General features: G+C 70.8%; 26 protein-coding genes, 1 tRNA gene and 1 pseudogene. 17 read left to right on the plus strand and 11 right to left on the minus strand.

What is annotated here, in order from left to right:
• Window positions 1-1,352: hypothetical protein (locus tag ACE3OG_RS00005; RefSeq protein ID WP_374304826.1), on the plus strand; the 1,352-nt coding region annotated here is incomplete at its 5' end.
• Between the two features lie 217 nt (window positions 1,353-1,569).
• On the opposite strand, the pseudogene ACE3OG_RS00010 reads toward ACE3OG_RS00005, so the two are convergent.
• The 3 genes and pseudogenes from ACE3OG_RS00010 to ACE3OG_RS00020 all read right to left on the minus strand — a co-directional run.
• Window positions 1,570-2,151 (minus strand): annotated as a pseudogene (locus ACE3OG_RS00010) (IS5 family transposase); the annotation flags it as partial.
• A gap of 288 nt (window positions 2,152-2,439) precedes the next feature.
• Window positions 2,440-2,516: transfer RNA gene (locus ACE3OG_RS00015), tRNA-Met, on the minus strand.
• A gap of 130 nt (window positions 2,517-2,646) precedes the next feature.
• Window positions 2,647-3,357: a hypothetical protein gene (locus tag ACE3OG_RS00020; RefSeq protein WP_374304829.1), complete on the minus strand. Its 711-nt coding sequence runs from the start codon at window positions 3,355-3,357 to the stop codon at window positions 2,647-2,649.
• A 632-nt stretch (window positions 3,358-3,989) separates the two neighbouring features.
• On the opposite strand from ACE3OG_RS00020, the gene ACE3OG_RS00025 reads away from it, so the two are divergent.
• The 11 genes from ACE3OG_RS00025 to ACE3OG_RS00075 all read left to right on the plus strand — a co-directional run bounded on the left by ACE3OG_RS00025 (window position 3,990) and on the right by ACE3OG_RS00075 (window position 13,765).
• Window positions 3,990-5,837, plus strand: a complete 1,848-nt coding sequence (locus ACE3OG_RS00025) for a methyl-accepting chemotaxis protein (protein ID WP_374304831.1) — start codon at window positions 3,990-3,992, stop codon at window positions 5,835-5,837.
• The gene (locus ACE3OG_RS00030; protein ID WP_374304834.1) at window positions 5,837-6,139 is read left to right on the plus strand and encodes an STAS domain-containing protein; all 303 of its coding nucleotides are present in this window, start codon (window positions 5,837-5,839) and stop codon (window positions 6,137-6,139) included. The genes ACE3OG_RS00025 and ACE3OG_RS00030 overlap by 1 nt, the downstream gene beginning before the upstream one ends.
• The gene (locus ACE3OG_RS00035; RefSeq protein ID WP_374304836.1) at window positions 6,136-6,501 is read left to right on the plus strand and encodes a response regulator; all 366 of its coding nucleotides are present in this window, start codon (window positions 6,136-6,138) and stop codon (window positions 6,499-6,501) included. The genes ACE3OG_RS00030 and ACE3OG_RS00035 overlap by 4 nt, the downstream gene beginning before the upstream one ends.
• A gap of 26 nt (window positions 6,502-6,527) precedes the next feature.
• Window positions 6,528-8,693 (plus strand): chemotaxis protein CheA, encoded by a 2,166-nt coding sequence (locus ACE3OG_RS00040; RefSeq protein ID WP_374304838.1) that lies wholly within the window; start codon window positions 6,528-6,530, stop codon window positions 8,691-8,693.
• Between the two features lie 4 nt (window positions 8,694-8,697).
• The gene (locus ACE3OG_RS00045; RefSeq protein ID WP_374304840.1) at window positions 8,698-9,186 is read left to right on the plus strand and encodes a chemotaxis protein CheW; all 489 of its coding nucleotides are present in this window, start codon (window positions 8,698-8,700) and stop codon (window positions 9,184-9,186) included.
• Complete coding sequence (locus ACE3OG_RS00050; RefSeq protein ID WP_374304842.1) at window positions 9,183-10,073, plus strand: protein-glutamate O-methyltransferase; 891 nt, start codon at window positions 9,183-9,185, stop codon at window positions 10,071-10,073. The genes ACE3OG_RS00045 and ACE3OG_RS00050 overlap by 4 nt, the downstream gene beginning before the upstream one ends.
• On the plus strand, window positions 10,070-11,095 hold the full coding sequence (locus ACE3OG_RS00055) for a chemotaxis response regulator protein-glutamate methylesterase (RefSeq protein WP_374304845.1): 1,026 nt from the start codon (window positions 10,070-10,072) through the stop codon (window positions 11,093-11,095). The genes ACE3OG_RS00050 and ACE3OG_RS00055 overlap by 4 nt, the downstream gene beginning before the upstream one ends.
• Window positions 11,096-11,177: 82 nt before the next feature.
• Window positions 11,178-11,567: a response regulator gene (locus tag ACE3OG_RS00060; RefSeq protein WP_374304847.1), complete on the plus strand. Its 390-nt coding sequence runs from the start codon at window positions 11,178-11,180 to the stop codon at window positions 11,565-11,567.
• Window positions 11,564-12,094: a chemotaxis protein CheD gene (locus ACE3OG_RS00065; protein WP_374304849.1), complete on the plus strand. Its 531-nt coding sequence runs from the start codon at window positions 11,564-11,566 to the stop codon at window positions 12,092-12,094. The genes ACE3OG_RS00060 and ACE3OG_RS00065 overlap by 4 nt, the downstream gene beginning before the upstream one ends.
• 25 nt (window positions 12,095-12,119) lie before the next feature.
• Entirely contained in the window at window positions 12,120-12,500 is a 381-nt protein-coding gene (locus ACE3OG_RS00070; RefSeq protein WP_374304851.1) for a hypothetical protein, read from the plus strand.
• Window positions 12,501-12,601: 101 nt separating this feature from the next.
• Window positions 12,602-13,765, plus strand: coding sequence for an MFS transporter (locus ACE3OG_RS00075; RefSeq protein WP_374304854.1), 1,164 nt, complete (start codon window positions 12,602-12,604; stop codon window positions 13,763-13,765).
• Window positions 13,766-13,771: 6 nt separating this feature from the next.
• Here ACE3OG_RS00075 and ACE3OG_RS00080 read toward each other — a convergent pair whose 3' ends face one another.
• From ACE3OG_RS00080 to ACE3OG_RS00100, 5 genes are read right to left on the minus strand one after another with little or no spacing between them, the layout of a single operon-like run.
• Entirely contained in the window at window positions 13,772-14,245 is a 474-nt protein-coding gene (locus tag ACE3OG_RS00080) for a molybdenum cofactor biosynthesis protein MoaE (RefSeq protein WP_374304856.1), read from the minus strand.
• 4 nt (window positions 14,246-14,249) lie between these two features.
• A complete protein-coding gene (moaD, locus tag ACE3OG_RS00085) occupies window positions 14,250-14,501 on the minus strand; it encodes a molybdopterin converting factor subunit 1 (RefSeq protein ID WP_374305629.1) in 252 nt (83 codons plus the stop codon).
• Window positions 14,501-15,100 (minus strand): CDP-diacylglycerol--glycerol-3-phosphate 3-phosphatidyltransferase, encoded by a 600-nt coding sequence (gene pgsA / locus ACE3OG_RS00090; RefSeq protein WP_374304858.1) that lies wholly within the window; start codon window positions 15,098-15,100, stop codon window positions 14,501-14,503. The genes moaD and pgsA overlap by 1 nt, the downstream gene beginning before the upstream one ends.
• A 55-nt stretch (window positions 15,101-15,155) precedes the next feature.
• Window positions 15,156-17,237 (minus strand): excinuclease ABC subunit UvrC, encoded by a 2,082-nt coding sequence (uvrC, locus tag ACE3OG_RS00095; protein ID WP_374304860.1) that lies wholly within the window; start codon window positions 17,235-17,237, stop codon window positions 15,156-15,158.
• A 55-nt stretch (window positions 17,238-17,292) separates the two neighbouring features.
• Window positions 17,293-18,444, minus strand: a complete 1,152-nt coding sequence (locus ACE3OG_RS00100; protein ID WP_374304863.1) for a PA0069 family radical SAM protein — start codon at window positions 18,442-18,444, stop codon at window positions 17,293-17,295.
• Window positions 18,445-18,764: 320 nt separating this feature from the next.
• Here ACE3OG_RS00100 and ACE3OG_RS00105 point away from each other — a divergent pair, with 320 nt between their 5' ends.
• The gene (locus tag ACE3OG_RS00105; RefSeq protein WP_374304866.1) at window positions 18,765-19,298 is read left to right on the plus strand and encodes a hypothetical protein; all 534 of its coding nucleotides are present in this window, start codon (window positions 18,765-18,767) and stop codon (window positions 19,296-19,298) included.
• Complete coding sequence (locus ACE3OG_RS00110) at window positions 19,295-21,139, plus strand: phage terminase large subunit family protein (protein ID WP_374304868.1); 1,845 nt, start codon at window positions 19,295-19,297, stop codon at window positions 21,137-21,139. Before ACE3OG_RS00105 ends, ACE3OG_RS00110 begins: the two co-directional genes overlap by 4 nt.
• Here ACE3OG_RS00110 and ACE3OG_RS00115 read toward each other — a convergent pair.
• The 3 genes from ACE3OG_RS00115 to ACE3OG_RS00125 are packed head-to-tail and all read right to left on the minus strand — an operon-like array spanning window position 21,136 to window position 21,855.
• Window positions 21,136-21,264, minus strand: a complete 129-nt coding sequence (locus ACE3OG_RS00115; protein WP_374304870.1) for a hypothetical protein — start codon at window positions 21,262-21,264, stop codon at window positions 21,136-21,138. The genes ACE3OG_RS00110 and ACE3OG_RS00115 overlap by 4 nt on opposite strands.
• On the minus strand, window positions 21,261-21,638 hold the full coding sequence (locus tag ACE3OG_RS00120; protein ID WP_374304873.1) for a hypothetical protein: 378 nt from the start codon (window positions 21,636-21,638) through the stop codon (window positions 21,261-21,263). The genes ACE3OG_RS00115 and ACE3OG_RS00120 overlap by 4 nt, the downstream gene beginning before the upstream one ends.
• A gap of 13 nt (window positions 21,639-21,651) precedes the next feature.
• On the minus strand, window positions 21,652-21,855 hold the full coding sequence (locus ACE3OG_RS00125; protein ID WP_374305631.1) for an XRE family transcriptional regulator: 204 nt from the start codon (window positions 21,853-21,855) through the stop codon (window positions 21,652-21,654).
• Window positions 21,856-21,994: 139 nt separating this feature from the next.
• Between ACE3OG_RS00125 and ACE3OG_RS00130 the strand changes: the two genes are divergently transcribed.
• From ACE3OG_RS00130 to ACE3OG_RS00140, 3 genes are all read left to right on the plus strand, one after another.
• A complete protein-coding gene (locus ACE3OG_RS00130) occupies window positions 21,995-22,303 on the plus strand; it encodes a hypothetical protein (RefSeq protein ID WP_374304876.1) in 309 nt (102 codons plus the stop codon).
• Window positions 22,300-22,554, plus strand: coding sequence for a hypothetical protein (locus ACE3OG_RS00135; protein ID WP_374304878.1), 255 nt, complete (start codon window positions 22,300-22,302; stop codon window positions 22,552-22,554). The genes ACE3OG_RS00130 and ACE3OG_RS00135 overlap by 4 nt, the downstream gene beginning before the upstream one ends.
• A gap of 86 nt (window positions 22,555-22,640) precedes the next feature.
• The gene (locus ACE3OG_RS00140; protein ID WP_374304880.1) at window positions 22,641-23,207 is read left to right on the plus strand and encodes a hypothetical protein; all 567 of its coding nucleotides are present in this window, start codon (window positions 22,641-22,643) and stop codon (window positions 23,205-23,207) included.
• Window positions 23,208-23,328: the final 121 nt, after the last annotated feature.

Below are 23,328 nucleotides of genomic sequence, written 5' to 3' on the forward strand. Positions count from 1 at the left end.
CGGGCGAGCCCGGTCAGGAGGGAATAGAGGTGCGATTTCCGCCCAGAGGGCGTCGGGCAGCAGCTTCTTGGCCATCCCTCACGGTCAACCAAACATGGTTAACAAAGGGTTTTGTTAGGGCCTCTAACTGGGGCGATAATTTCTGTATCGATAGTCCGCGTTGGTATCGCTACGGGGGCGGCGGGACCGACGCGGGGTGGGGGTATAATCCCCCGCCGCCTCACGCCATCTACAACACCGGGGGCACGGTACGCCCCTCACGCCGCCGCACGCTAATCCTGACGAACCCGCTCGATTTCGGCATCGACCATTCCGAGGTTGGCGGCGGGCTGTGCTCGCTAAAATTCAACGGGTCGAAAAAAGTCGTGATCCGTGGAGGTGTCTCGTACCGGCCGCACGGGGCGCTTCAGGGCGTCTGTGAGAATTGGGACGTTGACGGGTATGCTTCCACGAGCGTCTATGCGCGGCACGCGGGGGCTACGACTAATCCGACAGGCGCGACCATATCGCTGTTCAACTATACGTATAACAGCGACCCAACTGATGGCGCCGGCGCACAGCTGAAGCAGGGCGGACGCATCTGCATGTCTGTTCGAGAAACCGGCAATCCGGCACAGATCATCAATATGGGTGGGGTCATGGACAATATGTCCATTGATCTTGACCTGTCTGTTGACGACGTGACCGGGCTCGGGATGTGTATTGCGGGGATTGTCGCCACGCGCTGCAAAATCAAAGCGTATGTCCGCGCAGATACGCCGGGCGTGATTTCGAGCATCGCGAACTTCTTCGGAGCGAGCATCGGCAACTGTGTCGAGGTAGAAAGCTTCGACCTGACCAACTTTGCGTCCAGCATCGGCTCTCTGCGCTTCATCGAAAATTCGACATCCTCCGCGTACAACAACACGCTCAAGGTGACGGACCTCAACACCGGAGATACGGTCGAGACATTTGCCAACGGACTCGCGATCCTGAAGCGCACCAAGGTCGTACAACAGACGGCCACGTCCGGGGCCAGCGTCAATGTCTCCGGGTTCATCCCGGCTGGCGCGCGGAACGTGATCATCATCCCTGTGGTGAAGACGGCGCTCGGAGCGACCAACGGCACGAGCGGCTTCACGGTGGGCGTCACCGGCGACACGGCGCGCTTCGCGGCTGTCTCTGGAACGGCTGTAGGCTCCGGCTCGGCCGGCGCGTACACGGCGCGCGCCCAGTCCTCGGCCGCCCCGTGGCAGTATGCGGCCGCTCAAGATGTGCTCATCACCCCCACGGGCGGAAATTTCGACGGGACGGGCGTGATCCAGCTCACCATCTACTATGAAATCGCGTCGCAGTCGGCGTACGCGTATTAAAAGCTAATACACAACGAAGCCGCTCTTTCGGGAGCGGCTTCTAATTTCAATATTAGGTCCGACGATATCATATATTTACTTTTGCTCGCCAACCTCTTTTTTTGCTCGCGGCGCGGTGGCCTTCTCGCGAAAGTTCATCTCCAACCACCGCCCTCATCCGCTGCCATGGGCACGACCGCCTTCGCCCCGAAGTGCGCGGCGCGGGCGAAGAACTCGGTGAGCCACTTGCCGTGAGGCAGACGGCGGCGAGATAATTGACTGAGAGGCGGTCGTAGCGCGTGGCGATGCGGCTGAAATCCTTCAGCCTGCCGAACATGCGCTCGATGGCGTTGCGGTTGCGATAGAGGAACGGCGGGAAGCAATTCTTCCATTTGCGGTTCGCCTTTGGCGAAATGTTCGGCATGGCGCCGCGCTCCTCGACCTGGCGGCGGATGGCGTTGCTGTCGCAACCTTTGTCGGCGTGCAGGATCGAGGCGGCCGGCATTTGTTGCAAGAGCAGCGCGGCCGCGGCGCAATCGGCGACGTTGCCGCCCGTCAGCATGAAGGCGAGGGGCCGGCATAAGGCGTCGGTCAGGGCGTGGATTTTGGTGGTTCCGCCGCCGCGTGACCGGCCGATTGCCTGACGGCGCTCCCCCCCTTTGCCGCCCGAGGCGCAGCGGTGGGCTTTGACCGCGGAGCTGTCGATCAACACTTGCGCCGGCGGTCCGCCGGCCGCGGCGAGAGCATGGAAGATCTCGACCCACACGCCTTTCGCAGCCCAGCGCACGAAGCGGTTGTAGAGCGTCTTGCGCGGACCATGCTGCGGCGGCGCGCTGCCGGCCAAGGCAACAAGGAAGAATGCCACAAGCGGCGGATCGATCTGGCGTAGGAGCCACATGGCGGTGAGGCTCGCGGCGCCCGCATGCACCGCGCGGCGGAACGCACGGAAGGGAAACCCTGACCTCCTTGCGGAGGCCGGGGTCCTGGACGTCTTGCTTTCGCAAGAATCGTTGGTTGCGGGAAGGCGCAACATCCGATCGTTGCGGAATGGGGCTCAAAACGCGACCAGCGTCCCTTCCGGGACGCCGTCGATCATTTCGCAGGAATTTGGTTGCGGGGGCAGGATTTGAACCTGCGGCCTTCAGGTTATGAGCCTGACGAGCTACCGGGCTGCTCCACCCCGCGGGCGAGTGTGTAGCAGCCCGTGCGGCGAAGGGAAAGCCCCTATTTCATAAAGTTGAAATATGCCAGAAAGCCACGTCTTGTCAGTGGCTTGACCTATGGCGTCCCGGACGCTCGCGTAGTTTCCGACGTCTTACGGCCGCCAGGCGCGTGGATGCAGGCGGCGCTTCCACTGCTGACCGCGGGGCAGGGCGGCGATCTCAGCCATCGCCCGCCTCGCGCGGCGCGAAGGGGCGTCGGAGAGCGGCGGAACGATAGAATCGGCGGGGTCGGCCTTGGGCTCCGGGCGCGGCGACGCGGCCTTTTGCTCGCTCGCCTTTCTTCGCGCGCTCGGTTTGGGAGCTTCGCCGACCGGCTGAGCGGGACGCGCGCTCGTCTTGACGCGTTTCGCCTCGCGCGCGGGGGCGAGCGCGGCCTCGGCGTCGGCAGGAACGCGCCGCGGCCGCCCCGGACGCCGGCGAGCCGCCGGCTCAAGCGCCTCGGGAAGGGAAGGATTCTCGCCGGGCAGGAGGCTGGGGAGGATGCGCGGGACGAGGGGCTTGGCGGCGGCTTCGGCGGCTGGCGCCGCCCCGGCGCGCCTGAACAGCCGTTCGGCTTCCTGAAGATGCGAATCCGTCCGTGGGTCGGCCGGCCGCTTCTCGGTCTGCAGGAACGCCGGGACGGCGAAATCGTCCGGCGTCTGCGTCCGTTGCGGCTCGGCGCGTCCGGCGCCGGGCCGCGCCGCGAGACGGGAGGCGACGACATGAGAATCGCGCGGCTCGGACGGGAGCAGGTCGAGGCTCTCCGCGGGAGAGCGGCGGGAGCGCTTGATCTCGACCGAGAATGGCTTGCGAGAATTTTTCATGAAACGTCCAGGGTGAGTACGCCGACGCCTGCGCCGTATCGGACGAAGGGCCGCTGTTAAACAGGGCGCCGAGGCCGGAAGGCGGCCGCGAAAGCGCTCCCTTGCGGGATGGCTGTCCTGAAGGATGGAAGGCGAGTCGAACAGTTCGGCCGACTTCCGCCCAGTATAGGCGACCCTTTCGACATTGCAAGAAGAGCGTAAGATTTCAGTAAACGCCTTTTCGGGCGGAAAACTCATGCGCGCCGCCGATAAGTCGCGAAACGACCGGAAGGCGGCATGTGAAAACAGCGCGAGCAGGCGGGCGGAAAGCGGTATTTTGAAGGCGAACGTCGCCGCCCGTCGGCGAGTTGCCCGCGCCCGCAAAAAATTCGACGGGGAAGTCTCGCCGAACGACGCTTGCGAACGTCGCTCTCGCCGCTCGCTACTTTCCCGGTCGAGCCTCGCGCGAAGCTTGCGTCGTTCCCGAAAAGTAAAATTCGACGCCGAAACTCGATTCAATAAGTAGTCCGCGCGCACCCGCTCCGTTCAATGTTCGCATGATGCAATGGCCTTGGACACGGAGTCGCGGGCCGTTCGGTCGTCGCGCCCGCAAGCCGTCGGGCCGAGCGTGACGACACGTCGGGGGATCGGGGATGAGCGTCGCAAAGTGGGGAATCGCGAGCAGGTTGAACGCCGGCTTCGTCTGTCTCGCCGTCGTCGTCGCGCTGGCGGCCGGCGCGCTCGGCTTCGCCGTCCGCGCGCTCGACGCCGCGTCTGCGGCGCAGCGCCGCGCCGAACAGGCGGCCTTTGCGTTGGAGCGCGCCATCGGCGCGGCGCGCGGCGAGGGCGAAGCGTCCTTCGCAATGGCGCTGGAGCAGGCGCGCGCCGCCGCCGTCGGCGAGCCGGAGGCGCTCGCGAGCCTTTCACGCCTGGAGACGGCGCGCGCCGCCCATGCGCGCGAGGCGCAGGGCGAGGCCGCGGCGGGAGGCTCGCCCCGCGCGCTCGAGGCCATGGAGAATTTCAGGGCCGCCGCCGCCGGCGCGCGATCCGCCGTCGCCGCCTTGGCGGCGCGCGAGGCCGCCGCGTTCGAGGCCGCCGCCGGGGCGCTGCGCGCGGTCCTCGTCGGCGGCGCCGCGCTCGCTCTGGCGGCTGTCGCGACCTGCGGCTTCGCGCTGCGCCGGTCCGTCGCCGCGCCGCTGCGCGACATGACGCTCGCGCTGGGGAAGATCGCCGCGGGCGAGCTTTCGGACGAAATCCCTCATGTCGGGCGCGCCGACGAGATCGGCGAGATGGCGGCGGCGGCGGCGGCGTTCCGCAAGGCGGCGCTCTCCAAGATCAAGCGCGACGCGGCGGAGGCCGAATCGATCAAGGTCTGGCGGCAGGAGGACGAGGAGCGCGCGGCCAGGCTCGCCGAGGAGGCGCGGCAGGACCATCTCGCCATCGCCGGCCTCGCCGAGGGCCTGTCGAGGCTCGCCGCCGGCGACGTCCTCCACCGCATCGAGACGCCGTTCGCGCCGAAGACGGAGAAGCTGAGGCTGGACTTCAACGCCGCGGCGGCGCGGCTGCAGGAGACGCTGGCCTCGATCCGCGGCGGCGCCGACGCCATCGCCTCGTCGAGCGGCGAGATCGCCGCCGCCGCCGACGACCTCTCGCGCCGCACCGAGCAGCAGGCGGCGGGGCTCGAGGAGACGGCCGCGACGCTCGACGAGATCACCGTCACGGTCAGGAACACGGCGGAGGGCGCCGGCCGCGCGCAGGGCGTCGTCTCGGCGGCGAAGTCCGACGCCGACCACAGCGGCGCGGTGGTGCGCGACGCGGTCGCCGCCATGGGCGAGATCGAAAGCTCGTCGCGCCAGATCGGCCGCATCATCGGCGTCATCGACGAGATCGCCTTCCAGACCAATCTGCTCGCCCTCAACGCCGGCGTCGAGGCGGCGCGCGCCGGCGACGCGGGCCGCGGCTTCGCCGTCGTCGCCTCGGAGGTGCGCGCCCTGGCGCAGCGCTCGGCCGAAGCGGCGAAGGAGATCAAGACGCTCATCTCGGCGTCGACGACGCAGGTCGCGCAGGGCGTCGAGCTCGTCGGCGAGACCGGGCGGGCGCTCCAGCGCATCGTCGCCCAGGTCGGCGAGATCGACATGGTGGTCGGGACGATCGCGGTGAGCGCGCAGGAGCAGGCGAGCGCGCTGCAGCAGATCAACGCCGCCGTCAACCAGATGGACCGGATCACCCAGGAGAACGCGGCGATGGTCGAGGAGACCACGGCCGCCTCCCATGCGCTCGGCCGCGACGCGCAGGATCTCGCCAGCCTCGTCGGCCTCTTCAACGTCGGCGCGCCTGCGCCGGACGAGCGCGCGGCGCCGCGTCGCGCGCCCCGACCGGGGCGCGTCGCGCGGCCCGAGGCGCTCCGCCCGGCGCTGAAGGCCGTGGCGTCCGGCGGCCGGGGCGGGGCGGCGCGAAAGCCCGCGCCGGCGGAGATCGAAGAAAGCTGGGAGGAGTTCTGATGACGCCCGACATGCGCGCGCCGACGCGGGCCATGGAGCTCGCTCCCGTCCTCGACGTCATGGCGGCCGCGCCGCTTGCGGCGCGCCTGCGCGCCTGCTCCGGCGCGAACGTCACGATCGACGGCTCGCGCGTCGAGCGCCTCGGCGGCCAGTGCCTGCAGATCCTGCTCGCCGCCGCCGCCTCCTGTCGCGCGCATGGCGCGCGCCTTCGCCTCGTCGATCCCTCGCCGGCGATGCTGGACGACCTCGCCCTGTTCGGCGTCGGCCGCGCCGACCTCGAAAGCGGGGAGAATGAATCATGACTAAAGTCGTACTGACGGTCGACGACTCCCGCACCATGCGCGACATGCTGCGCCTGACGTTGCGCGAGGCGGGCTTCGCCGTGGCGCAGGCGGAAGACGGCGCGCAGGGCCTTGACGCTCTCGCCGAGGTCGACCCCGACGTCATCATCACCGACATCAACATGCCGCGCCTCGACGGCTTCGGCTTCATCCGCGGCGTCAGGGCGGATAAGCGCTGGCGCGCCACGCCGATCCTCGTGCTGACCACCGAGGCGGACGCGCAGAAGAAGGAGCGCGCGCGCCAGGCCGGCGCGACCGGCTGGATCGTCAAGCCGTTCGATCCGGTCCGGCTCGTCGCCGCCGTGCGTCGCGTCGCAGGCTGAGCCGGCGCAGGAAAGGACGAGACGCGATGGACGCGATGGCGGCGATCAGGGAGACCTTCTTCCAGGAATGCGAGGAGCAGCTCGCAGAGCTCGAGGCGGGCCTTGGCGCGATGCTCGACGGCGGCGCCGACCCTGAGACGGTCAACGCCGTGTTCCGCGCCGTCCATTCGATCAAGGGCGGCGCCGGGGCGTTCGGGCTCGCCGCGCTCGTGCGCTTCGCCCATCGCTTCGAGACGACGCTCGACCATCTGCGCGCCGGGCGCCTTCCGGCCGCGCCCGAGCCGCTGCGGCTGATGCTGCGCGCCGCCGACGCGCTCGCCGATCTCGTCGGCGCCGCGCGCGACGGGACGAGCCTCGATCCCGACCGCTTCGAGGCGCTCGTCGCCGAGCTCGCCGCGCTCGATCCCGCGGTCCAGGAAGGAGCGGATGCGGAGCCTGAGCCCACGCCTCTCCTGTCGTTCACGCCCGTGCCGCTCGACGATTCGATCTTCGACGAGCCGGCGTCGGAGCCGCGCGAGCGCGTCTTCCGCATCCGCCTGCGCCCGCATCCGGCGCTCTACGCCAAGGGCAACGAAACGGCGCTGCTCTTGCGCGAGCTTTCCCGCCTCGGGCGCGCGACGACGCTGTGCGACGCCTCGGCGCTGCCGTCGCTCGACGAGCTCGATCCAGAAGGCGCCTATCTCGCTTTCGAGATCCGCCTCGCGACGGGCGCCGGCGAAGGCGAAATCCGCGAAATCTTCGATTTCGTCGAAGGCGACTGCGACCTCGACATCGTCGAGGAGGGGGAGGACGCGGCAGGCGAGGGCGGCGCAGAGGTCACGGCGCAAATGTCGGCGCTGGTCGAGCGGCTCCAGCGCGCGGTCGAGGCCGAGCGCTCCTTGCTCGCGGCGCGCCGACAGGCCGGGCGCGCCGCGGCGCAGGCGCCTGAAGCCGTCCCCGCCCGGACGGACGACGCGCGGCCCGAGCCGAAAACGCCCTCGATCCGCGTCGACCTCGAGCGCGTCGACCGCCTCATCAATCTCGTCGGCGAGCTCGTCATCAATCAGGCGGTCCTGACGCAGCGGGCGCGCGAGGAGGGAATCGCGCGGGCCGCCGGCGTCGCCGGCGGTCTCGACGAGCTCGAGCAGCTGACCCGGCAGATCCAGGAAAGCGTGATGGCGATCAGGGCGCAGCCGGTCAGGGCCGTGTTCCAGCGCATGCCGCGCCTCGTGCGCGAGGTCGCGGCGCTGACCGGCAAGGAGGTCCGGCTGGTCATGGAGGGCGAGGCGACCGAGGTCGACAAGACGGTGATCGAGCGCCTCGCCGATCCGCTGACCCACATGATCCGCAACGCGATCGACCATGGCCTCGAGACGCCGGAAGCGCGCAGCGCCGCCGGCAAGCCGCGCGAAGGGCTGGTGCGCCTGAGCGCGCGGCATCGCTCGGGCCGCATCGTCATCGCCGTCGAGGACGACGGCGCCGGCGTCGACCGCGCGCGCGTCAGGGCGGTCGCCGCGGGCAAGGGGTTGATCGCCCCCGACGCCGCCCTCGCCGACGAGGAGATCGACAATCTCATCTTCCTGCCCGGCTTCTCGACGGCCGCCGAAATCTCCGACATCTCCGGGCGCGGCGTCGGCATGGACGTCGTGCGCAGCGGAATCGAGGCGCTTGGCGGACGCATCTCGATCCAGTCGCGGCCGGGGCGCGGATCGACCTTCCTCATGAGCCTGCCGCTGACCCTCGCCGTGCTCGACGGCATGGTCGTCACCGTCGCCGGGCAGACGCTGGTCGCGCCGCTGTCGGCGATCGTCGAGACGCTGCAGCCGCGCGAGGGCGACGTGCGCGGCTTTCTCGAGGAGGGGCGCGTCCTTTCGATCCGCGGCGGCTTCGCGCCGCTCGTCGATCTCGGCCGCGAGCTGGGCTATCGCGCGAGCGCCGCCGATCCGGCGCAGGGCGTCGCCGTGCTGGTCGAGGCCGACGGCGGCGCTCGCGGCGCGCTGCTCGTCGACGCCATCCTCGGCCAGCGGCAGGTCGTCGTCAAAAGCCTCGAGGCCAATTACGGCCGCGCGCCGGGCGTCGCCGCCGCGACCATCCTCGGCGACGGCCGCGTCGCCCTGATCCTCGACGTCGACGCCCTCCTCGCGCGCGCCCGCGCCGAGCCGGCGCCGTCATCGGTCGGCGCGCCCGGCGAACGCCTTCTCGCAGCAGGATGAAGCCATGACCGAACCCTCGGCCAGTTACGCGAGGCGCAGGGGCGACGGCGCCGACGCGCGCGAATTCGTCTCCTTCCGCGTCGGCGCGCAGGAGTTCTGCGTCGACATCATGTGCGTGCGCGAGATTCGTGGCTTCACCCCGGCGACGGCCCTGCCGCAGGCGCCCGGCTTCGTGCGCGGCGTCGTCAACCTGCGCGGCGTCGTGCTGCCGGTCGTCGACCTCGCCGCGCGGCTCGGTTTCGCGCCGACCGAGCCGACGCCGCGCCATGTCATCATCGTCGCGAAGGTCGGGCGCCAGCTTATCGGCCTGCTCGTCGACGCCGTGTCGGACATATTGAGCGTCGCGCCGGAGATCCTGCAGCCGACGCCTGACGTCGGCGGCGAGGCGGCGCGCGCCTTCGTGCGCGGCGTCCTCGCCGTGGACGGGCGCATGATCAGCCAGATCGCGCTCGACCATGCGCTCGCCGACGCCGGCGCGGAGGCTGCGGCGTGAGCGCCGGAGCAGGCGTCTTCCAGGCTCCTGCGGCGCCCGCGGAGTTCGTCCTGTCGCAGGCCGATTTCCGCGAGATCGCCGCCATGCTGCACGAGGACGCCGGCATTCATCTTGCCGGCTCCAAAGCCTCGCTCGTCTACGCGCGCCTCGCACGGCGGCTGCGCGCGCTCGGCCTTTCGAGCTTCCGCGACTATTGCGCCCTGGTGAAGGACCGCAAGGGACTCGACGAGCGCCAGAGGATGCTGGCGGCGCTGACCACCAACGTCACGGGCTTCTTCCGCGAGTCGCATCATTTCGCCCATCTCGAGCGCGTCGTCCTGCCGCCGCTGCTCGAGGCGGCGGGACGCGGGGCGCGGGTGCGGCTGTGGTCGGCGGGCTGCTCCAGCGGCCCGGAGGCCTATTCCATGGCGATGGCCGTCCTGTCGCTGCGTCCCGACGCGGCGCGCCTCGACGTCAGGATTCTTGCGACCGACGTCGACCCGGACGTGATCGGGCAGGCGCGCGAGGGCGTCTACGACGAGCGCGCCGCGGCGGGCCTGTCCGCGCCCCTGCGCGAGCGCTGGACGAAGCCGACGCCTTCGCCCAGAGGCGCCGCGCGCCGTCTGCGCGTCGCCGACGAGCCGCGCGCCCTGATCTCCTTCCGCGAGCTCAACCTCAACGCCGCCTGGCCGATGAAAGGCCCGTTCCAGGCGATCTTCTGCCGCAACGTCGCGATCTATTTCGAGGAGCAGACCCAGATGGCGCTGTGGAGCCGCTTTCCGTCCATGCTGGCGCCCGGCGGGCGCCTCTACATCGGCCATTCCGAGCGGCTGAACGGGCCGGCCGCGCGCGCCTTCGTCGCCGAGGGCGTGACCCATTACCGGCTCGCCGGGCGGTCCGGGGCATGAGCGCCGCGCGCGTCCTCATCGTCGACGATTCGGCGAGCGCGCGCGCGCTGATCCGCGCCCTGCTCGCGCGCGATCCGGCGATCGAGGTGGTGGGGGAGGCGGGCGACCCTTACGAGGCGCGCGCCGCGATCAAGGCGACCAATCCAGACGTGATCACCCTCGACGTCGAGATGCCGCACATGAACGGGCTCGATTTCCTCGACAAGATCATGCGCCTGCGGCCGACGCCGGTGATCATGGTTTCGAGCCTTACGGCGTCCGGCGCCGACGCGGCCGTCGCGGCGCTCGAGCGCGGCGCCTTCGACTGCGTCGGCAAGCCCGGCGTCGGCGAGCAGGAGCGCTTCGGCGCAGCGCTCGCGCAGCGCGTGAAGGCGGCGGCGGCGCGTCGCCCGCGCTTCGCCGCCCCGGCGCCCCCCGCGCGCGAGGCGGCCGAAAAGCCCTACCGCAGCGACGGGCGCGTCGTCGCCCTCGGCGCCTCGACCGGCGGCGTCGAGGCGCTGATCGCGGTGCTGTCGCGCTTTCCCGAGAACGGCCCGGCCGCGGCGGTCGTCCAGCACATGCCGGAGGCCTTCACGGCGAGCTTCGCGCGCCGCCTCGACCGGCTTTGCCGCCCCCGCGTGCGCGAGGCGTTCGACGGCGCGCCGCTCGAGCCGGGGCATGTTTATCTCGCCCCCGGCGGCGAGACGCATCTCGTGGTCGAGCGCGGAAGCCCGCCGCGCTGCCGTCTGTGGCGCGGCGAGCCGGCGAACGGCCATCGCCCGTCGGTCGACGTGCTGTTCCACGCGTTCGCGCGCGAGCTCGGCGCCCGCGCGCTCGGAGCGATCCTGACCGGCATGGGGCGCGACGGCGCGCAGGGGCTGCTCGCCATGCGGCGCGCCGGCGCGACGACGCTCGGCCAGAACGAAGCCTCCAGCCTGATCTACGGCATGCCCAGGGCGGCGTTCGAGGTTGGCGCAATCCAGAGGCAGGTTTGCCTGCCTATGATCGGGTTTGAGATTCTGCGCGCCACCTGCGCGCCGTGAACGCGAAGCGCGTCCGGCCGCCGGGCGCGCCTTCAGGCGACGCGGCGAAGGCCGCGGCGCCGGAGAGTTTAGGGAGCAAACGATGCCATTCGCCGCCGCCCTGCGCGTGCTCATCGTCGACGACCAGCTGACGAGCCGCCTCCTCATCCGCGGCGGGCTGCAGGAGCTTGGCGTGTCCGAGATCGAGATGGCGCCGGACGGCGAGCAGGGCTTCAAGGCGGTCACCGCCAAGCATCCCCATCTCGTCATCTCCGACTTCAACATGCCGCGGATGGACGGGCTCGCCTTCCTGCACGCCGTGCGCAGCTACGAGCCGACGCGCAAGTCGGCCTTCATCCTGCTCACCGGCCGCGCCGACAAGGACATGCTCGATCGCGCGCAGAAGCTCGGCGTCAACAACGTCATCGCCAAGCCGTTCACCATTCCCGTGCTCAAGGCGCAGATCGAGGCCGTGGTCGGAAAGCTCAAATGAACGGCGCGGCCGCGGACGACGGCGGCGCGGAGGGCAGGCGGGTCCATCTCGTTCAGGGCGAATATCGGGTGAGCGCGGACCCGGCGCTGGTGCTGACCACGCTCGTCGGCTCCTGCGTCGCGGCCTGCCTCTACGACGCGCGGGCGCGCGTCGGCGGCATGAACCATTTCCTGCTGCCGGGGACGGACGCCGAGCCGTTCGCCGTCCATCTCATGGAGCTGCTCGTCAACGGGCTCCTGCGCGGCGGCGCGCGCCGCGACCGCCTCTGCGCCAAGCTGTTCGGCGGCGCGCAGGTGATGGACGGCCTCGCCGACGTCGGCGCGCGCAACGCCGGCTTCGCGCGCGGCTTCCTCGCGCATGAAGGAATCCGCCTCGTCGGCGCGAGCCTCGGCGGCTTCGCCGGCCGGCGCGTGCAGTTCTGGCCGGCGACCGGGCGCGCGCGCCAGAGCCTGCTGCCGCCGGCGCACGTCCCTCACGAGTCGCCAGTCGCGCCGCCGCCAGGCGCCGGCGCGGTCGAGTTTTTCTAGAGCAGGCGCGACGAGGGAGGTTGTCATGACGGCGAGCGAACCGCGCGAGGACGCCGCGGGCGCCGGCGAGGCGCGCATGATCGGGCTCGCCGAGCTCCTGCGCCGCTCGGGCGCGGTCCTGGTTCAGGCGGCCGGGCGCCTCGCCGCGGTCGAGGACGCGCTCGGGGACGCCTTCGACCATCGCCCGGACGCGGCGGCGACGCGGCGCGTGCAGGATCTCGACGCCCTGCGGCAGGAGGCCGCGGCGCTCGGCGCCTTCCTGCTCCGCCTTGCGCGAGAGGCGCCGCCGGTCGCCCTCGACGCAGGCGCGGCGCTGCGCGCGACGCCGCTCGCCCGGCTCGCCGAGCGCCTCGCCGGCGAGCCGGAGGCCGGGAGCGCCGGGGCGCGGGACATCGAGCTGTTCTGACGGCCGGACGCGGGTTGCCGCGACGCGGGCGCGGCGCTAAGGGAGGCCATGACCTCGTTTCGCGCGCCCCCCTCCGCCGGCGGGCGCCGGAGGCGGCCGTCTTGACGCGCGGCCTGACCCTCTTCCTCGCGGCGGCCTGCGGCCTGATCGTCGCCAACCTCTATTTCGCCCAGCCGGTCGCCGCCGACATCGGCGCCGATCTCGGCATGAGCCCGGCGGCGATCGGGCTCATCGTCACCTTCACCCAGCTCGGCTACGGCCTCGGCCTCGTGCTGGTCGCCCCGCTCGGCGACGCGTTCGAGAACCGCAGGCTGATCGCCTGCTGTCTCGCCGGCGCGGCGCTGGCGCTCGCCGGCTTCGCCTTCGCGCCGGGCGTCGCGGCGGCGCTCGCCTTCTGCCTGCTGATCGGCGTCGCCTGCGTCTGCGCCCAGATCATCGTCCCTTTCGCGGCGCATATGGCGGCTGAGGAGGCGCGCGGGCAGGTCGTCGGCGACGTCATGAGCGGCCTCATGGTCGGCATCATGCTGTCGCGTCCGGCGTCGAGCTTCATGGCGCACTGGCTGGGCTGGCGGTCGACGTTCCTCGCCTCGAGCGCGCTGATGGCCGCGCTCGCGCTGCTCGTGCTGCGCTTCGCCCCGTCGCGGCGGCCGGCGGCGGCGCTCGGCTATGTCGCGACGCTGCGCTCGCTCGTGGGCCTCGCGCGAAACGTGCCGGCGCTGCGCCGGCGCAGCGCCGTGCAGGCGCCGCTGTTCGCCGCCTTCAGCCTCTTCTGGACGGCCGTCCCGCTGCTGCTGACCTCGCCCGCCTTCGGCCTGACGCAGCAGGGCGTCGCCCTGTTCGCGCTGTTCGGCGCCGGCGGCGCGGTGGCCGCGCCCATCGTCGGCCGCTCGCGCGCGCCGCTGCGCCTCACGATGGGCGCGGCGATCCTTTCCGTCGCCCTCTCCTTCGCGCTCGCCGCCCTCGCGGCGCAAATCCGTTCGCTCGCGCTGCTGGCGATCGCCGCGCTCGCCCTCGACATGGGCGCCTCCGCCAATCTCATCCTGAGCCAGCGGCTTCTGTTCGCGGCGGCGGCGGACGCCCGGAGCCGGCTCAACGCGCTGTTCATCGCCGCCTTCTTCGTCGGCGGGGCGCTCGGCTCGGCGCTGTCGGCCGCGGCCTATGAACGTGGCGGATGGCCGCTCGCCTGCGCCGCGGGCGCGGCCTTCGCCGCGCTTGCGCTCGCGGCGTTCCTGCGCGAGCCCGCCGCCGGGCTCGAGGCCGGCTGAAGCGCGTCAGTCGTCCCAGCGCGCCGCGGCCGCCTCGTCCTGCGCCTTCGCCTCGACCCAGCCGGCGTCGCCGCCCGCGGCGAGCCGCTGCTTCTTCCAGAAGGGCGCGCTGGTCTTGAGGTAGTCCATCAGGAACTCGGCCGCGGCGAAGGCCTCGCCGCGATGACGGGCGAGCATCGCCACGAGCACGATCGCCTCGCCCGGGACGATGACGCCGAAGCGGTGGACGACGAGCAGCCCCTGCAGCGGCCAGCGCTCGAGCGCCTGCGCCGCGACGCGGCCGATCTCGGCCTCCGCCATGCCGGGATAATGCTCGATCTCCAGCGCGGCGAGCGCGCCGCCTTCGTCGCGGCAGAGGCCGAGGAAGGAGACGAGCGCGCCGACGTCCGTGCGCCCGCGGGTGAGATTTTCGAGCTCGGCGCCGGCGTCGATGCGCGCCGCCTCGACGCGCACGAGAAGGGCGGGAGGCGAGGAGGCCAAGACGTCAGCCGCCGGTCATCGGCGGGAAGAAGGCGACCTCGCGCGCCCCGACGACGCGCGCCTCGGCCTTGGCGTGGGCGCGGTCGATCGCGGCGCGCACCCCGCCCTGCGCCGAGAAGGCGAGGGCGTAGCCCTCGCCGCGCGCGGCGAGCCAGCCCATCAGCTCGGCGAGGGTTTCGACGTCCGGCGGGGGATCGATCTCCTCTTCCGCGCGCCCGACCCTTTCGCGCACGGAGGCGAAATAGAGAGCCTTCATCATTCGTCCTCGGTCACATGCTTGACCGCCGCCCGCAGATAGTCCCAGCCGGTGTAGATGGTGAGCAGCGCGGCCGCCCAGAACAGGGCGAGGCCGGTCGCGCTCACCCCCGGCAGCACCGCGTCGCCGGCGGGCCCGGCGACGAGGAAGCCGAGCGCGACAAGCTGCAGCGTCGTCTTCCATTTGGCGATGCGGCTCACCGGAATCGAGACCTTGAGTTCGGCGAAGAACTCGCGCATCCCCGACACCAGCACCTCGCGGCACAGGATGACCACGGCTGCGAGCAGCGAATAATTCTCGATCGTATGGTCGGCGACGAGCATCATCAGCACGGCCGAGACGAGCAGCTTGTCGGCGATCGGGTCGAGCATGCGCCCCAGCGCCGACTGCTGCGCGAGCCGGCGCGCCAGATAGCCGTCGAGGAAATCGGTGATCCCGGCGGCGATGAACACGCCAAGCGCGATCCAGCGCATCGCGTGGATCCCGGACCAATAGAGGCAGCCGACGACGACGGGCACGGCCGCGACCCGCCCGAACGTCAACAGATTGGGCACGCTGAACGCGCGCCCCGGGCCTCTCGAGACGGACGTGATCGCCATTGCGGAAGGGAACATCCTCAGGTCTGCGGCGTCAATAGCGCCCGCCATGGCGCCGCTATGCGCCCTTTTCATGGAAATGGTCATAGACGAGCCGCGCCGTCGCCGCATTGATTCCCTCGACTTTCTCAAGATCCGCCAGCGCCGCGCGCGAGATCGCCTTGGCGGTGCCGAAGGCGTGCAGCAGGGCGCGTTTGCGCGCCGGCCCGACGCCGGCGATCTCGTCGAGGGGGCTGCGCGTGAACTCCTTGCGGCGGCGCGCGCGATGGGTCCCGATGGCGAAGCGGTGCGCCTCGTCGCGCAGGCGCTGCACGAAATAGAGCGCCGGATCGCGCGGCGGCAGGCGGAACGGCGCGCGGCCCTCGACGAAGAAGGTCTCGCGCCCGGCGTTGCGGTCGACGCCCTTGGCGATGGAGGCGACGGCGACGCCCTCGACGCCAAGCTCGGAAAGGACCGCGCGCGCCGCGTCGAACTGGCCCTGGCCGCCGTCGATCAGCACCAGGTCCGGCCGTTGCGGAAAGGCGTCCGCGTCCTCGCCGGGCGCGCGCGGAACCTCCTCGCCGGCGCGGGCCGCCTCCTCCTTGGCGAGGCGCAGGAAGCGGCGCCGCAGCACCTCGCGCATCATGCCGTAGTCGTCGCCGGGGACGAGCTCCTCGCCCCTGATGTTGAAGGTGCGGTAATGCGCCTTCATGAAGCCGCCGGCGCCCGCGACGATCATCGCGCCGACCGCGTTCGTCCCCATGATGTGCGAATTGTCGTAGACTTCGACCCGGCGCAAGGGGCCGGGAGCGCCGAGCGTCGCGCCGAGGGCCGCGAGCAGCCGCTCCTGCGAGGAGGTTTCGGCGAGGCGCCGGGCGAGCGCCTCGCGCGCGTTGCGCGCGGCGTTCTCGACGAGCTCGCGCTTCTCGCCCCGCTGCGGCCGGGCGATCTCCGTGCGGCGGCCGGAGCGCGTGTGCAACGCCTCCTCCAGCACACGCGCGTTCTCGACCTCGTGGGAGAGAAGCACGAGCCGCGGCGCCGGCCTGTCGGCGTAGAACTGCCCGAGGAAGGCGTCGAGCACCTCCTCGGGCGGCAAGCTTCTGTCGGCGCGCGGAAAATAGGCGCGGTTGCCCCAGTTCTGGTAGGTGCGGAAAAAGAAGGCCTCGACGCAGAACTGCCCGGCCTCCTCGGCGATGGCGAAGACGTCGGCCTCCTCGACGCTGCGCGGATTGACGCCCTGCGCCCCCTGCACGGCGGAGAGCGCGGCGATGCGGTCGCGCAGCCGCGCGGCGCGCTCGAACTCCAGCGCGTCGGAGGCGCTGGTCATCTCGGCGGCGAGCTCCTCGCGCACGCTGCGGCTGCGGCCCGAGAGGAAGTCGCGCGCCTCCGCGACGAGGCCGGCGTAGTCCTCAAGCGAGATTTCCCCGGTGCAGGGCGCGGAGCAGCGCTTGATCTGGTGCAGCAGGCACGGCCGCGTGCGATTCTCGTAGTAGCTGTCGGCGCAGGAGCGCAGGAGAAAGGCGCGCTCCAGCGCGTTCATCGTGCGGTTGACCGCCCAGACGCTGGCGAACGGCCCGAAATAGTCGCCCTTGCGGGTCCGCGCGCCGCGGTGCTTGAGGATCTGCGGCGCGGGATGGTCGCCGGCGAGGAGGATATAGGGAAAGGACTTGTCGTCGCGCAGCAGGACGTTGAAGCGCGGCTTCATCTGCTTGATGAAATTGGCTTCGAGCAGCAGCGCCTCGGTCTCGGTGGCGGTCGAGACGAAGACCATCGAGGCGGTCAGCGCGATCATGCGGGCGATGCGCGCGTTGTGGCCGAAGGCGCGCGCGTAGCTGGCGACGCGCCGCTTGACGCTCTTCGCCTTGCCGACATAGAGGACCGCGCCGTCCTCCGCGATCATGCGGTAGACGCCGGGCCCGGCCGGCGCGTGGCGCAGATGGCTGCGGATGACCGCCGAGCCGCGCCGCAGCGAGGCCGGCGCGGTCTCGCCCTCGGCGAGGTCGAGCGCCCCGACGCCGTCCGCCTCGACGATGAAGTCCTCTTCGTCGACTTCCTCTTCGAGGTCCGTCCCGAAGCCCGCCGGCTCGCCGCGCGCGGGAGCGGAGTCCTCCCCCGCCGCTTCCTCGGGGCGCGGCGGGGAGTCTTTGTCGGTCGGAGCCATGGGGCGACATGTAGGCGATCGCCGGCCCCGCGAAAAGCGTCGCCGGGTGCGGCCGTCAGAACAGCCGCAGCTGCTCGCCGACGCGCGGCGGCGGCGTGAACAGGTCGCAGCGCAGCGGCGCGCGGCTCTTGCCGAGGCCGAGCCGCGCCGCGGCGGCCTCGAAACGACGCCCGATCATCCAGGCGTAGGGGCCTTCGCCCGTCATCCGCTTGCCGAAGGCGGCGTCATAGAGCTTGCCGCCGCGCGTGGAGCGCACGAGCGAGAGCACATGGCGCAGGCGGTCGGGATAATGCGCCATCAGCCATTCGGCGAAGAGGTCGCGCAATTCGAGCGGCAGGCGCAGCATGACGTAGCCCGCCTCGCGCGCGCCGGCCGCCGCGGCGCGCTCGAGGATCGTCTCGATCTCGGCGTCGTTGATCGCCGGAATGATCGGAGCGGTCAGCGCCGCGGTCGGCACGCCCGCCTCAGTGAGCCTGGCGATCGTCTCGAGCCGACGCTGCGGCGAGGCGGCGCGGGGCTCCATCCTGCGGGCCAGCACCGGATCGAGCGTCGTCACCGACACCGCCACCTTGGCGAGGCCCTTCTTCGCCATCGGCGCGAGAAGGTCGAGGTCGCGCAGCACAAGGGCCGACTTGGTGACGACGGCGACGGGATGGTTCGCCCGCGACAGGACTTCGAGGACGCCGCGCGTCACCCGCTCCGTCCGCTCCGCCGGCTGATAGGGGTCGGTGTTGGAGCCGACGGCGATCGGCTTCGGCTGATAGCCGGGCGCCGACAATTCGCGCTCGAGCAGCTCCGCGGCGTTGATCTTGGCGAAGATGCGCGTTTCGAAGTCGAGTCCCGGCGACAGGCCGAGAAAGGCGTGCGTCGGCCGCGCGAAGCAATAGACGCAGCCATGTTCGCAGCCGCGGTAGGGATTGATCGAGCGGTCGAATGAGATGTCCGGCGACTCGTTGCGGGTCAGGATCGAGCGCGCGCGCTCCCTGGCGACGATCGAGCGCAGCGACGGCAGATCCTCAAGGCTCGCCCAGTTGTCGTCCTCGAGCTCCCGCTTCTGCGTTTCGAACCGGCCCGTCGCGTTCGAGAGCGCGCCCCGCCCCTTGCGCGGCGAAGGCGTCTCGAATCCCTCGTGAAGGCGCCGGGGCCGGCGATCGCCGCCGCCAGCCGGAGCGGCCGCGCCGCGCGTCAGCACATCGCTCTGCGTCATCGACAGCCTCACGCGAGAGAAGCTCACAAGCCGCGTTCGAACGCGTTAAGGAACATATAGTGAACATTGCTGGCGCGTCAAGTCAGGTCCGGACAAGCGGAGCATGGGACAAGCAGGCGTCGGGGGCGACGCCGCAGCGCGCGGGAGCTTGAAAGTCCTAAGCGAGGGTCGCGTCCTTTGCGTCGGGAAATCGCCGCCGCCCTTCGCGATCTGGGACGGGTCCTTCCCTCCCGGAGGGATGCGCCGCGCCCGCAGCCCTTAAATCCTTTAGACGGCAAAGTTTTGAATTCTAAAGGAAAACGATTCGAGAGGGGCTTAGAATGACCTCTCCGCCGTCCGCGCTCTTTGAGTTTCCGGCCGATCCCGCCGCGACGCTCTCGAAATCGGCCTTCGCCGCCGAGGTCGGCCTCACGCCCGGCCGCGTCTCGCAGCTCGTCAAGGCCGGCCTGCCCGTCGCGCCTTCCGGTAGGATCGACCGGGCGCAGGGCCTCGCCTGGCTCGACGCGAACGTGCGGGCTCATCGGCGGCGCAAAGATCCTCGCGCTCCCGCGCCCGCCGAGCCGGCGCCGGCGCTCTCGCCCCGCGCCGCCCGCGACGTCGCCGAGGCCGAGATCGCCCAGGCGAAGGCCTCGCGGCTGCGCGAGCGCCTGATCGACCGGCGCGCCGCGCTCCGCGTCATCGAGGCCCGCGCCCGCCTCGAGCGCGACGCGCTGCTCGGCTGGGTCAACCGCGTCGCCCCGCTCGTCGCCGCCGAGACGGGCGGCGACCTCGCGGCCATCGCCGCGATCCTCGACCGCGAGGCCCGCGCTCACCTGATCGCCCTCGCCGACCTGCCGCTGGAGCTGCCGCGTTGAACATCGAAGCCCTCACCGCCCGCCTGGTCGACGAAGCATGGCGCCGCGGCCTGCGGCCCGAGCCGGCGCTCACCGTCTCGCAATGGGCTGACAAGCACCGCGTCCTGCCGCTCGCCAACGCTGAGCCCGGCCCATGGCGCACGGCGCGCGTGCCTTACCTTCGCGAGATTCAGGACTGCCTCTCGACGTCCTCGCCCGTCGAGCGCGTGGTGCTGATGAAGGGCGCGCAGACTGGAGGCACTGAGGCCGGCCTCAACGCCGTGGGATACTGGATCGCGCACGCTCCCGGCACGATCCTATGCGTCTGGCCGAGCATCGACATGGTGCGCCGAAACTCCCGCGTGCGCATCGACCCGTTGATCGAAGGCACGCCGATCCTGCGCGCCAAGATCGCCCCGCCGCGGGCTAAGGAGCCGGGCAACACCATCACCCAGAAGGAATTCGACGGCGGCGCGCTGGTCATGACCGGCGCCAACTCGGCGACCGGCCTGCGCAGCCTCCCGGCCCGCTATCTCGTCCTCGACGAGGTCGACGCCTTCCCCGTCGACGCCGACGGCGAGGGCGATCCCGTCGCGCTCGCTATCCAGCGCACCGCGACCTTCCGCGGCCGGCGCAAAATCCTGATGATCTCGACGCCGACCGAAGCCGGCGCCAGCCGCATCGAGACCGCGTTCGCCGAGAGCGACCGCCGGCTCTACTTCGTCCCGTGCAGGCATTGCGGCGAGGCGCAGCCGATCCGCTGGCGGGCGATCCGCTGGCCGGAAGGGCGCCCGCGCGAGGCCTTCTGGGCCTGCGAGGCCTGCGGCGGCGTGCATCAGGAGGCCGACAAGCCGGCGCTGCTCGCCGCCGGCGCATGGCGCGCCACGGCGCCGGGCGACGGCCGCACCGCGGGTTTTCATCTTCCCGGCCTGCTCTCGCCCTTCGAGAGCTGGGGCGAGATCGCCGCCGAGCATGAGGCGGTCAAGGGCGATCCGATCCGCCTCAAGGTCTGGACCAACACAAAGCTCGGCGAGCCCTTCGAGGACCGGGACGCCGAGGCGCTCGACGCCGCCCGCTTCCTCGCCGGCCTCGAGGAGTTCGGCGAGCGCCTGCCCGAAGGAATCGCGATCGTCACCGCCGGCGTCGACGTCCAGGACGATCGCCTGGCGCTGGAAATCGTCGGCTGGGGCAGGGGCGAGGAAAGCTGGTCGCTCGACTATTCCGAGCTCTGGGGCGATCCGGCCCGCCCGGAGGTCTGGGCGAGCCTCGACGCCGAGCTGCGGCGCCTGTTCGACCATCCCCGCGCCGGGCCGCTGCCGGTGCGCGCGGCCTGCGTCGATTCGGGCGGGCACCACACGCAAGGCGTCTACGCCTTCACAGCGCAGCGCGCCGCGCGCGGCGTCTGGGCGATCAAGGGCCGCGGCGGGCCGGGCCTGCCGCTCTGGCCGCGAAGGCCGCCGAAGCCTAACGAGAAGGGCTTCGTCTGTCATATCCTCGGCGTCGACGCCGGCAAGGAGGCCGTGCTCGCCCGCCTGCGCCGGGCGGAGCCGGGGCCTGGGTTCTGCCATTTCCCGGCCGGCCGAGACCTCGACTATTTCCGCGGCCTGACCGCCGAGCGCCGCGTGCGGTCGTTCCGGCGCGGCGTGGCCTATTTCCAATGGCTGAAGGACCGCTCGGCGAACAACGAGCCGCTCGACTGCCGCGTCTACGCGCTGGCGGCGCTGCAGGGCCTTGTCGCCCGCGGCCTGCGCCTCGACGCCGAGGCGGCGCGCATCGCCGACCTGCCGCTGCGCGAGGCGGGCCGGCAAGCCGCTCCGGCGGCGCGGCCGGCGCGGATCAAGTCGAGCTGGATGGAGCGCTAATGCAGGAACAGCTTCAGCGCGACGGCGGTGAGCAGGGCGAGGGCGAAGCCCGTCATCCACTTCAGGACGAGCAGGTCGCCCTCGATCTTCGCGAGGTGACCTTCAGGCGCGGGCTCTCCGGTCATTTCGCGAAAATCTTGATCAGCGAGACGATGGCGCCGAGGATGACGACGGTCTGGAAGCCGATGGCGCCGACGACCCATTTCAGAATGTCGGCCTTCGCCTCGGCGATCTCGCCTTTCACGCCCTTGATCTCGCCTTTCAGACTGGCGATCTCGTTGCCGAGTTCACCTTTAACGCCCGCGATCTCCCTGCCGAGGTCGCCCTTCGCGCCGGCGATTTCCGCGCGCAAGGCGGCGATGTCGGCCTTGGTGGCGAGATTGTCCTGCGTGGCGTCGCCGAGGGCTTCGGCGAGCGCCTCGGCCTGCTCGGGCGAGAAATGGCCCTTGTCGCGCAGGGTGCGGGAGAGGCGGAGCGTGTCGAACAGGACGGCGGTCATGGGCGCGAGCCTATCACGATTCGCCCGGCGGCGCCGCCTTGCGCAGCCGCACGCCCGGCCCGCCGCCGTTCTCGGCGATGAATTCCACGCCGGCGGTTTCGAGGGCGGTACGGATCGCGGCGAGCGTCGCAGGAATTGCGCTGCGCTTTGATGATTCGAAGTCGGCGATGGTTCGCAGCGCAACGTGTGCCTCGTCCGCCAAAACGTCCCGAGACATTTCGACCAAGGCGCGAGCTGCGCGGCATTGAGCCGGCGTAATCATATCTCTTGCAAGATTGCCTGTTTTACGCATATGTATCTTTCAGGCAATCTTGCCTGAAAGATACATAACAAAATTCGCCCCTCGGAGCAATCAAATGCCGAACGCCCGCGTTCCGTCAGCCGTCCCCGGCTCGCCTGAAAAACCCGCCGTCCCCGCCCGCCGCGGCTATGTCTACGACAAAGACGCGGTCCACGGCGACCTCATAAGCCTGTTCGAAGTTCTCGACACGGCCTGCGACATGCTGCTGGAGCTCGATTATCACGATTCGAAGGGCGCTCGGCTCGTCAAGCTCGACCGCGTTGACAGGATGGTCCGCGCCGCGCGCGATCTTGCGGCCTTCATCGAGCACCGGCTGGACGCGGGCTTCGACCGCACCCTTCTCGGCGCGGAAGGCGACGCATGAGCGTGGTTTCGGACGCCGTGATCGCCGAGCTTTCCGAAGAAATCGCAACGCTCGAGGCGGCGATCGCCCTCGCCGAGCCGCGCGACCCCGATCTCGCCGGCAGGTTGCGGATCGTCCTTCGCCATCGGCATTGCGTGCTGGACACTTTCCGGCCCGGCCCGGCCCGGCCCGGCCCGCGCCAGCCCGCCACACGTTCGTCCGCGCCCAGCCGGCGCGGCGCCCGCGGGGCGACGAGCGGAACGCTGCACTAAACGCGGCGTCGGCTAGCGTGTAATTTTGACACCTTACGCGCGAACGCGGTACGTGTAGTCTTGACACGTAACCTGAAGAGGCCTCAATGCCGCTTTCCCGTGAAGACTTTTTCGTCCTGACTAGGACGAACGAAGACACCATCAAGAACTGGACGCGCCGCGGCCTTTTCCCGCTCGTCGGCGAGCGCGCCCGCGGCGAATATTCGGCCTTCGAGGCGCTGCTCTTCATCCTCGTCGAGCATCTTTCGGGCGAGCCGAATTACATGTCTCTCGGGGCCGCGGCCGACGTCGTGCGCGCCGCCGCGCCGCTGATCAGGAGGGAAATGCCGCGCGTCGCGGCGACGAGCCTCGATCTCGACGAAGGCTGCGCGACGGACGAAATTTACGCCGCGCGAGTGGCGTTCGCCGGCGACGCGCGTCGCGCATTCTGCGGAACGGACGTCGAAGTTTCCGCAGCGATCTCGGCAACGAAGACGCCTTATCTCGCCCGTCCCACCGTGAACGTGACGCGCGCGGCGACCATCCTGCGCCGCCGGGCCAGAAAGAACGCGACCGAAACGCGCGTGGAGATCGGCGACGGCATGTACCAGCTGCACGAAAAGTCGCGCGGCGGCCCGCTCGACATTTCCGATCTGTGGGCGTCCGGCGAGTAGGGCCGCCCATGCTCGCCGCGTTCACCGCGCTTTCCGCTCCCTCGGCCTGTCGCGCCACGCCGCGCGCCCCGCCGCGCGCGCCGCCACGCGCGCCTATGACGCCGCCGCCGCCGGCCGGCGC

This window comes from Methylocella sp. (assembly GCF_041905455.1).
GTDB lineage: Bacteria > Pseudomonadota > Alphaproteobacteria > Rhizobiales > Beijerinckiaceae > Methylocapsa.

Bases quoted from the DNA above. Each gene is read 5' to 3' on its own strand.
- ACE3OG_RS00025 (WP_374304831.1), top strand. From the start codon at position 3,990: ATGAGCGTCGCAAAGTGGGGAATCGCGAGCAGGTTGAACGCCGGCTTC.
- ACE3OG_RS00120 (WP_374304873.1), bottom strand. From the start codon at position 21,638: ATGACCGCCGTCCTGTTCGACACGCTCCGCCTCTCCCGCACCCTGCGC.
- ACE3OG_RS00045 (WP_374304840.1), top strand. From the start codon at position 8,698: ATGACCGAACCCTCGGCCAGTTACGCGAGGCGCAGGGGCGACGGCGCC.
- moaD (WP_374305629.1), bottom strand. From the start codon at position 14,501: ATGAAGGCTCTCTATTTCGCCTCCGTGCGCGAAAGGGTCGGGCGCGCG.
- ACE3OG_RS00030 (WP_374304834.1), top strand. From the start codon at position 5,837: ATGACGCCCGACATGCGCGCGCCGACGCGGGCCATGGAGCTCGCTCCC.
- uvrC (WP_374304860.1), bottom strand. From the start codon at position 17,237: ATGGCTCCGACCGACAAAGACTCCCCGCCGCGCCCCGAGGAAGCGGCG.
- ACE3OG_RS00135 (WP_374304878.1), top strand. From the start codon at position 22,300: ATGAGCGTGGTTTCGGACGCCGTGATCGCCGAGCTTTCCGAAGAAATC.
- ACE3OG_RS00035 (WP_374304836.1), top strand. From the start codon at position 6,136: ATGACTAAAGTCGTACTGACGGTCGACGACTCCCGCACCATGCGCGAC.
- ACE3OG_RS00060 (WP_374304847.1), top strand. From the start codon at position 11,178: ATGCCATTCGCCGCCGCCCTGCGCGTGCTCATCGTCGACGACCAGCTG.
- ACE3OG_RS00105 (WP_374304866.1), top strand. From the start codon at position 18,765: ATGACCTCTCCGCCGTCCGCGCTCTTTGAGTTTCCGGCCGATCCCGCC.
- ACE3OG_RS00115 (WP_374304870.1), bottom strand. From the start codon at position 21,264: ATGACCGGAGAGCCCGCGCCTGAAGGTCACCTCGCGAAGATCGAGGGC.
- ACE3OG_RS00100 (WP_374304863.1), bottom strand. From the start codon at position 18,444: ATGACGCAGAGCGATGTGCTGACGCGCGGCGCGGCCGCTCCGGCTGGC.
- ACE3OG_RS00040 (WP_374304838.1), top strand. From the start codon at position 6,528: ATGGACGCGATGGCGGCGATCAGGGAGACCTTCTTCCAGGAATGCGAG.
- pgsA (WP_374304858.1), bottom strand. From the start codon at position 15,100: ATGGCGATCACGTCCGTCTCGAGAGGCCCGGGGCGCGCGTTCAGCGTG.
- ACE3OG_RS00070 (WP_374304851.1), top strand. From the start codon at position 12,120: ATGACGGCGAGCGAACCGCGCGAGGACGCCGCGGGCGCCGGCGAGGCG.
- ACE3OG_RS00020 (WP_374304829.1), bottom strand. From the start codon at position 3,357: ATGAAAAATTCTCGCAAGCCATTCTCGGTCGAGATCAAGCGCTCCCGC.
- ACE3OG_RS00140 (WP_374304880.1), top strand. From the start codon at position 22,641: ATGCCGCTTTCCCGTGAAGACTTTTTCGTCCTGACTAGGACGAACGAA.
- ACE3OG_RS00125 (WP_374305631.1), bottom strand. From the start codon at position 21,855: ATGTCTCGGGACGTTTTGGCGGACGAGGCACACGTTGCGCTGCGAACC.
- ACE3OG_RS00130 (WP_374304876.1), top strand. From the start codon at position 21,995: ATGCCGAACGCCCGCGTTCCGTCAGCCGTCCCCGGCTCGCCTGAAAAA.
- ACE3OG_RS00055 (WP_374304845.1), top strand. From the start codon at position 10,070: ATGAGCGCCGCGCGCGTCCTCATCGTCGACGATTCGGCGAGCGCGCGC.
- ACE3OG_RS00065 (WP_374304849.1), top strand. From the start codon at position 11,564: ATGAACGGCGCGGCCGCGGACGACGGCGGCGCGGAGGGCAGGCGGGTC.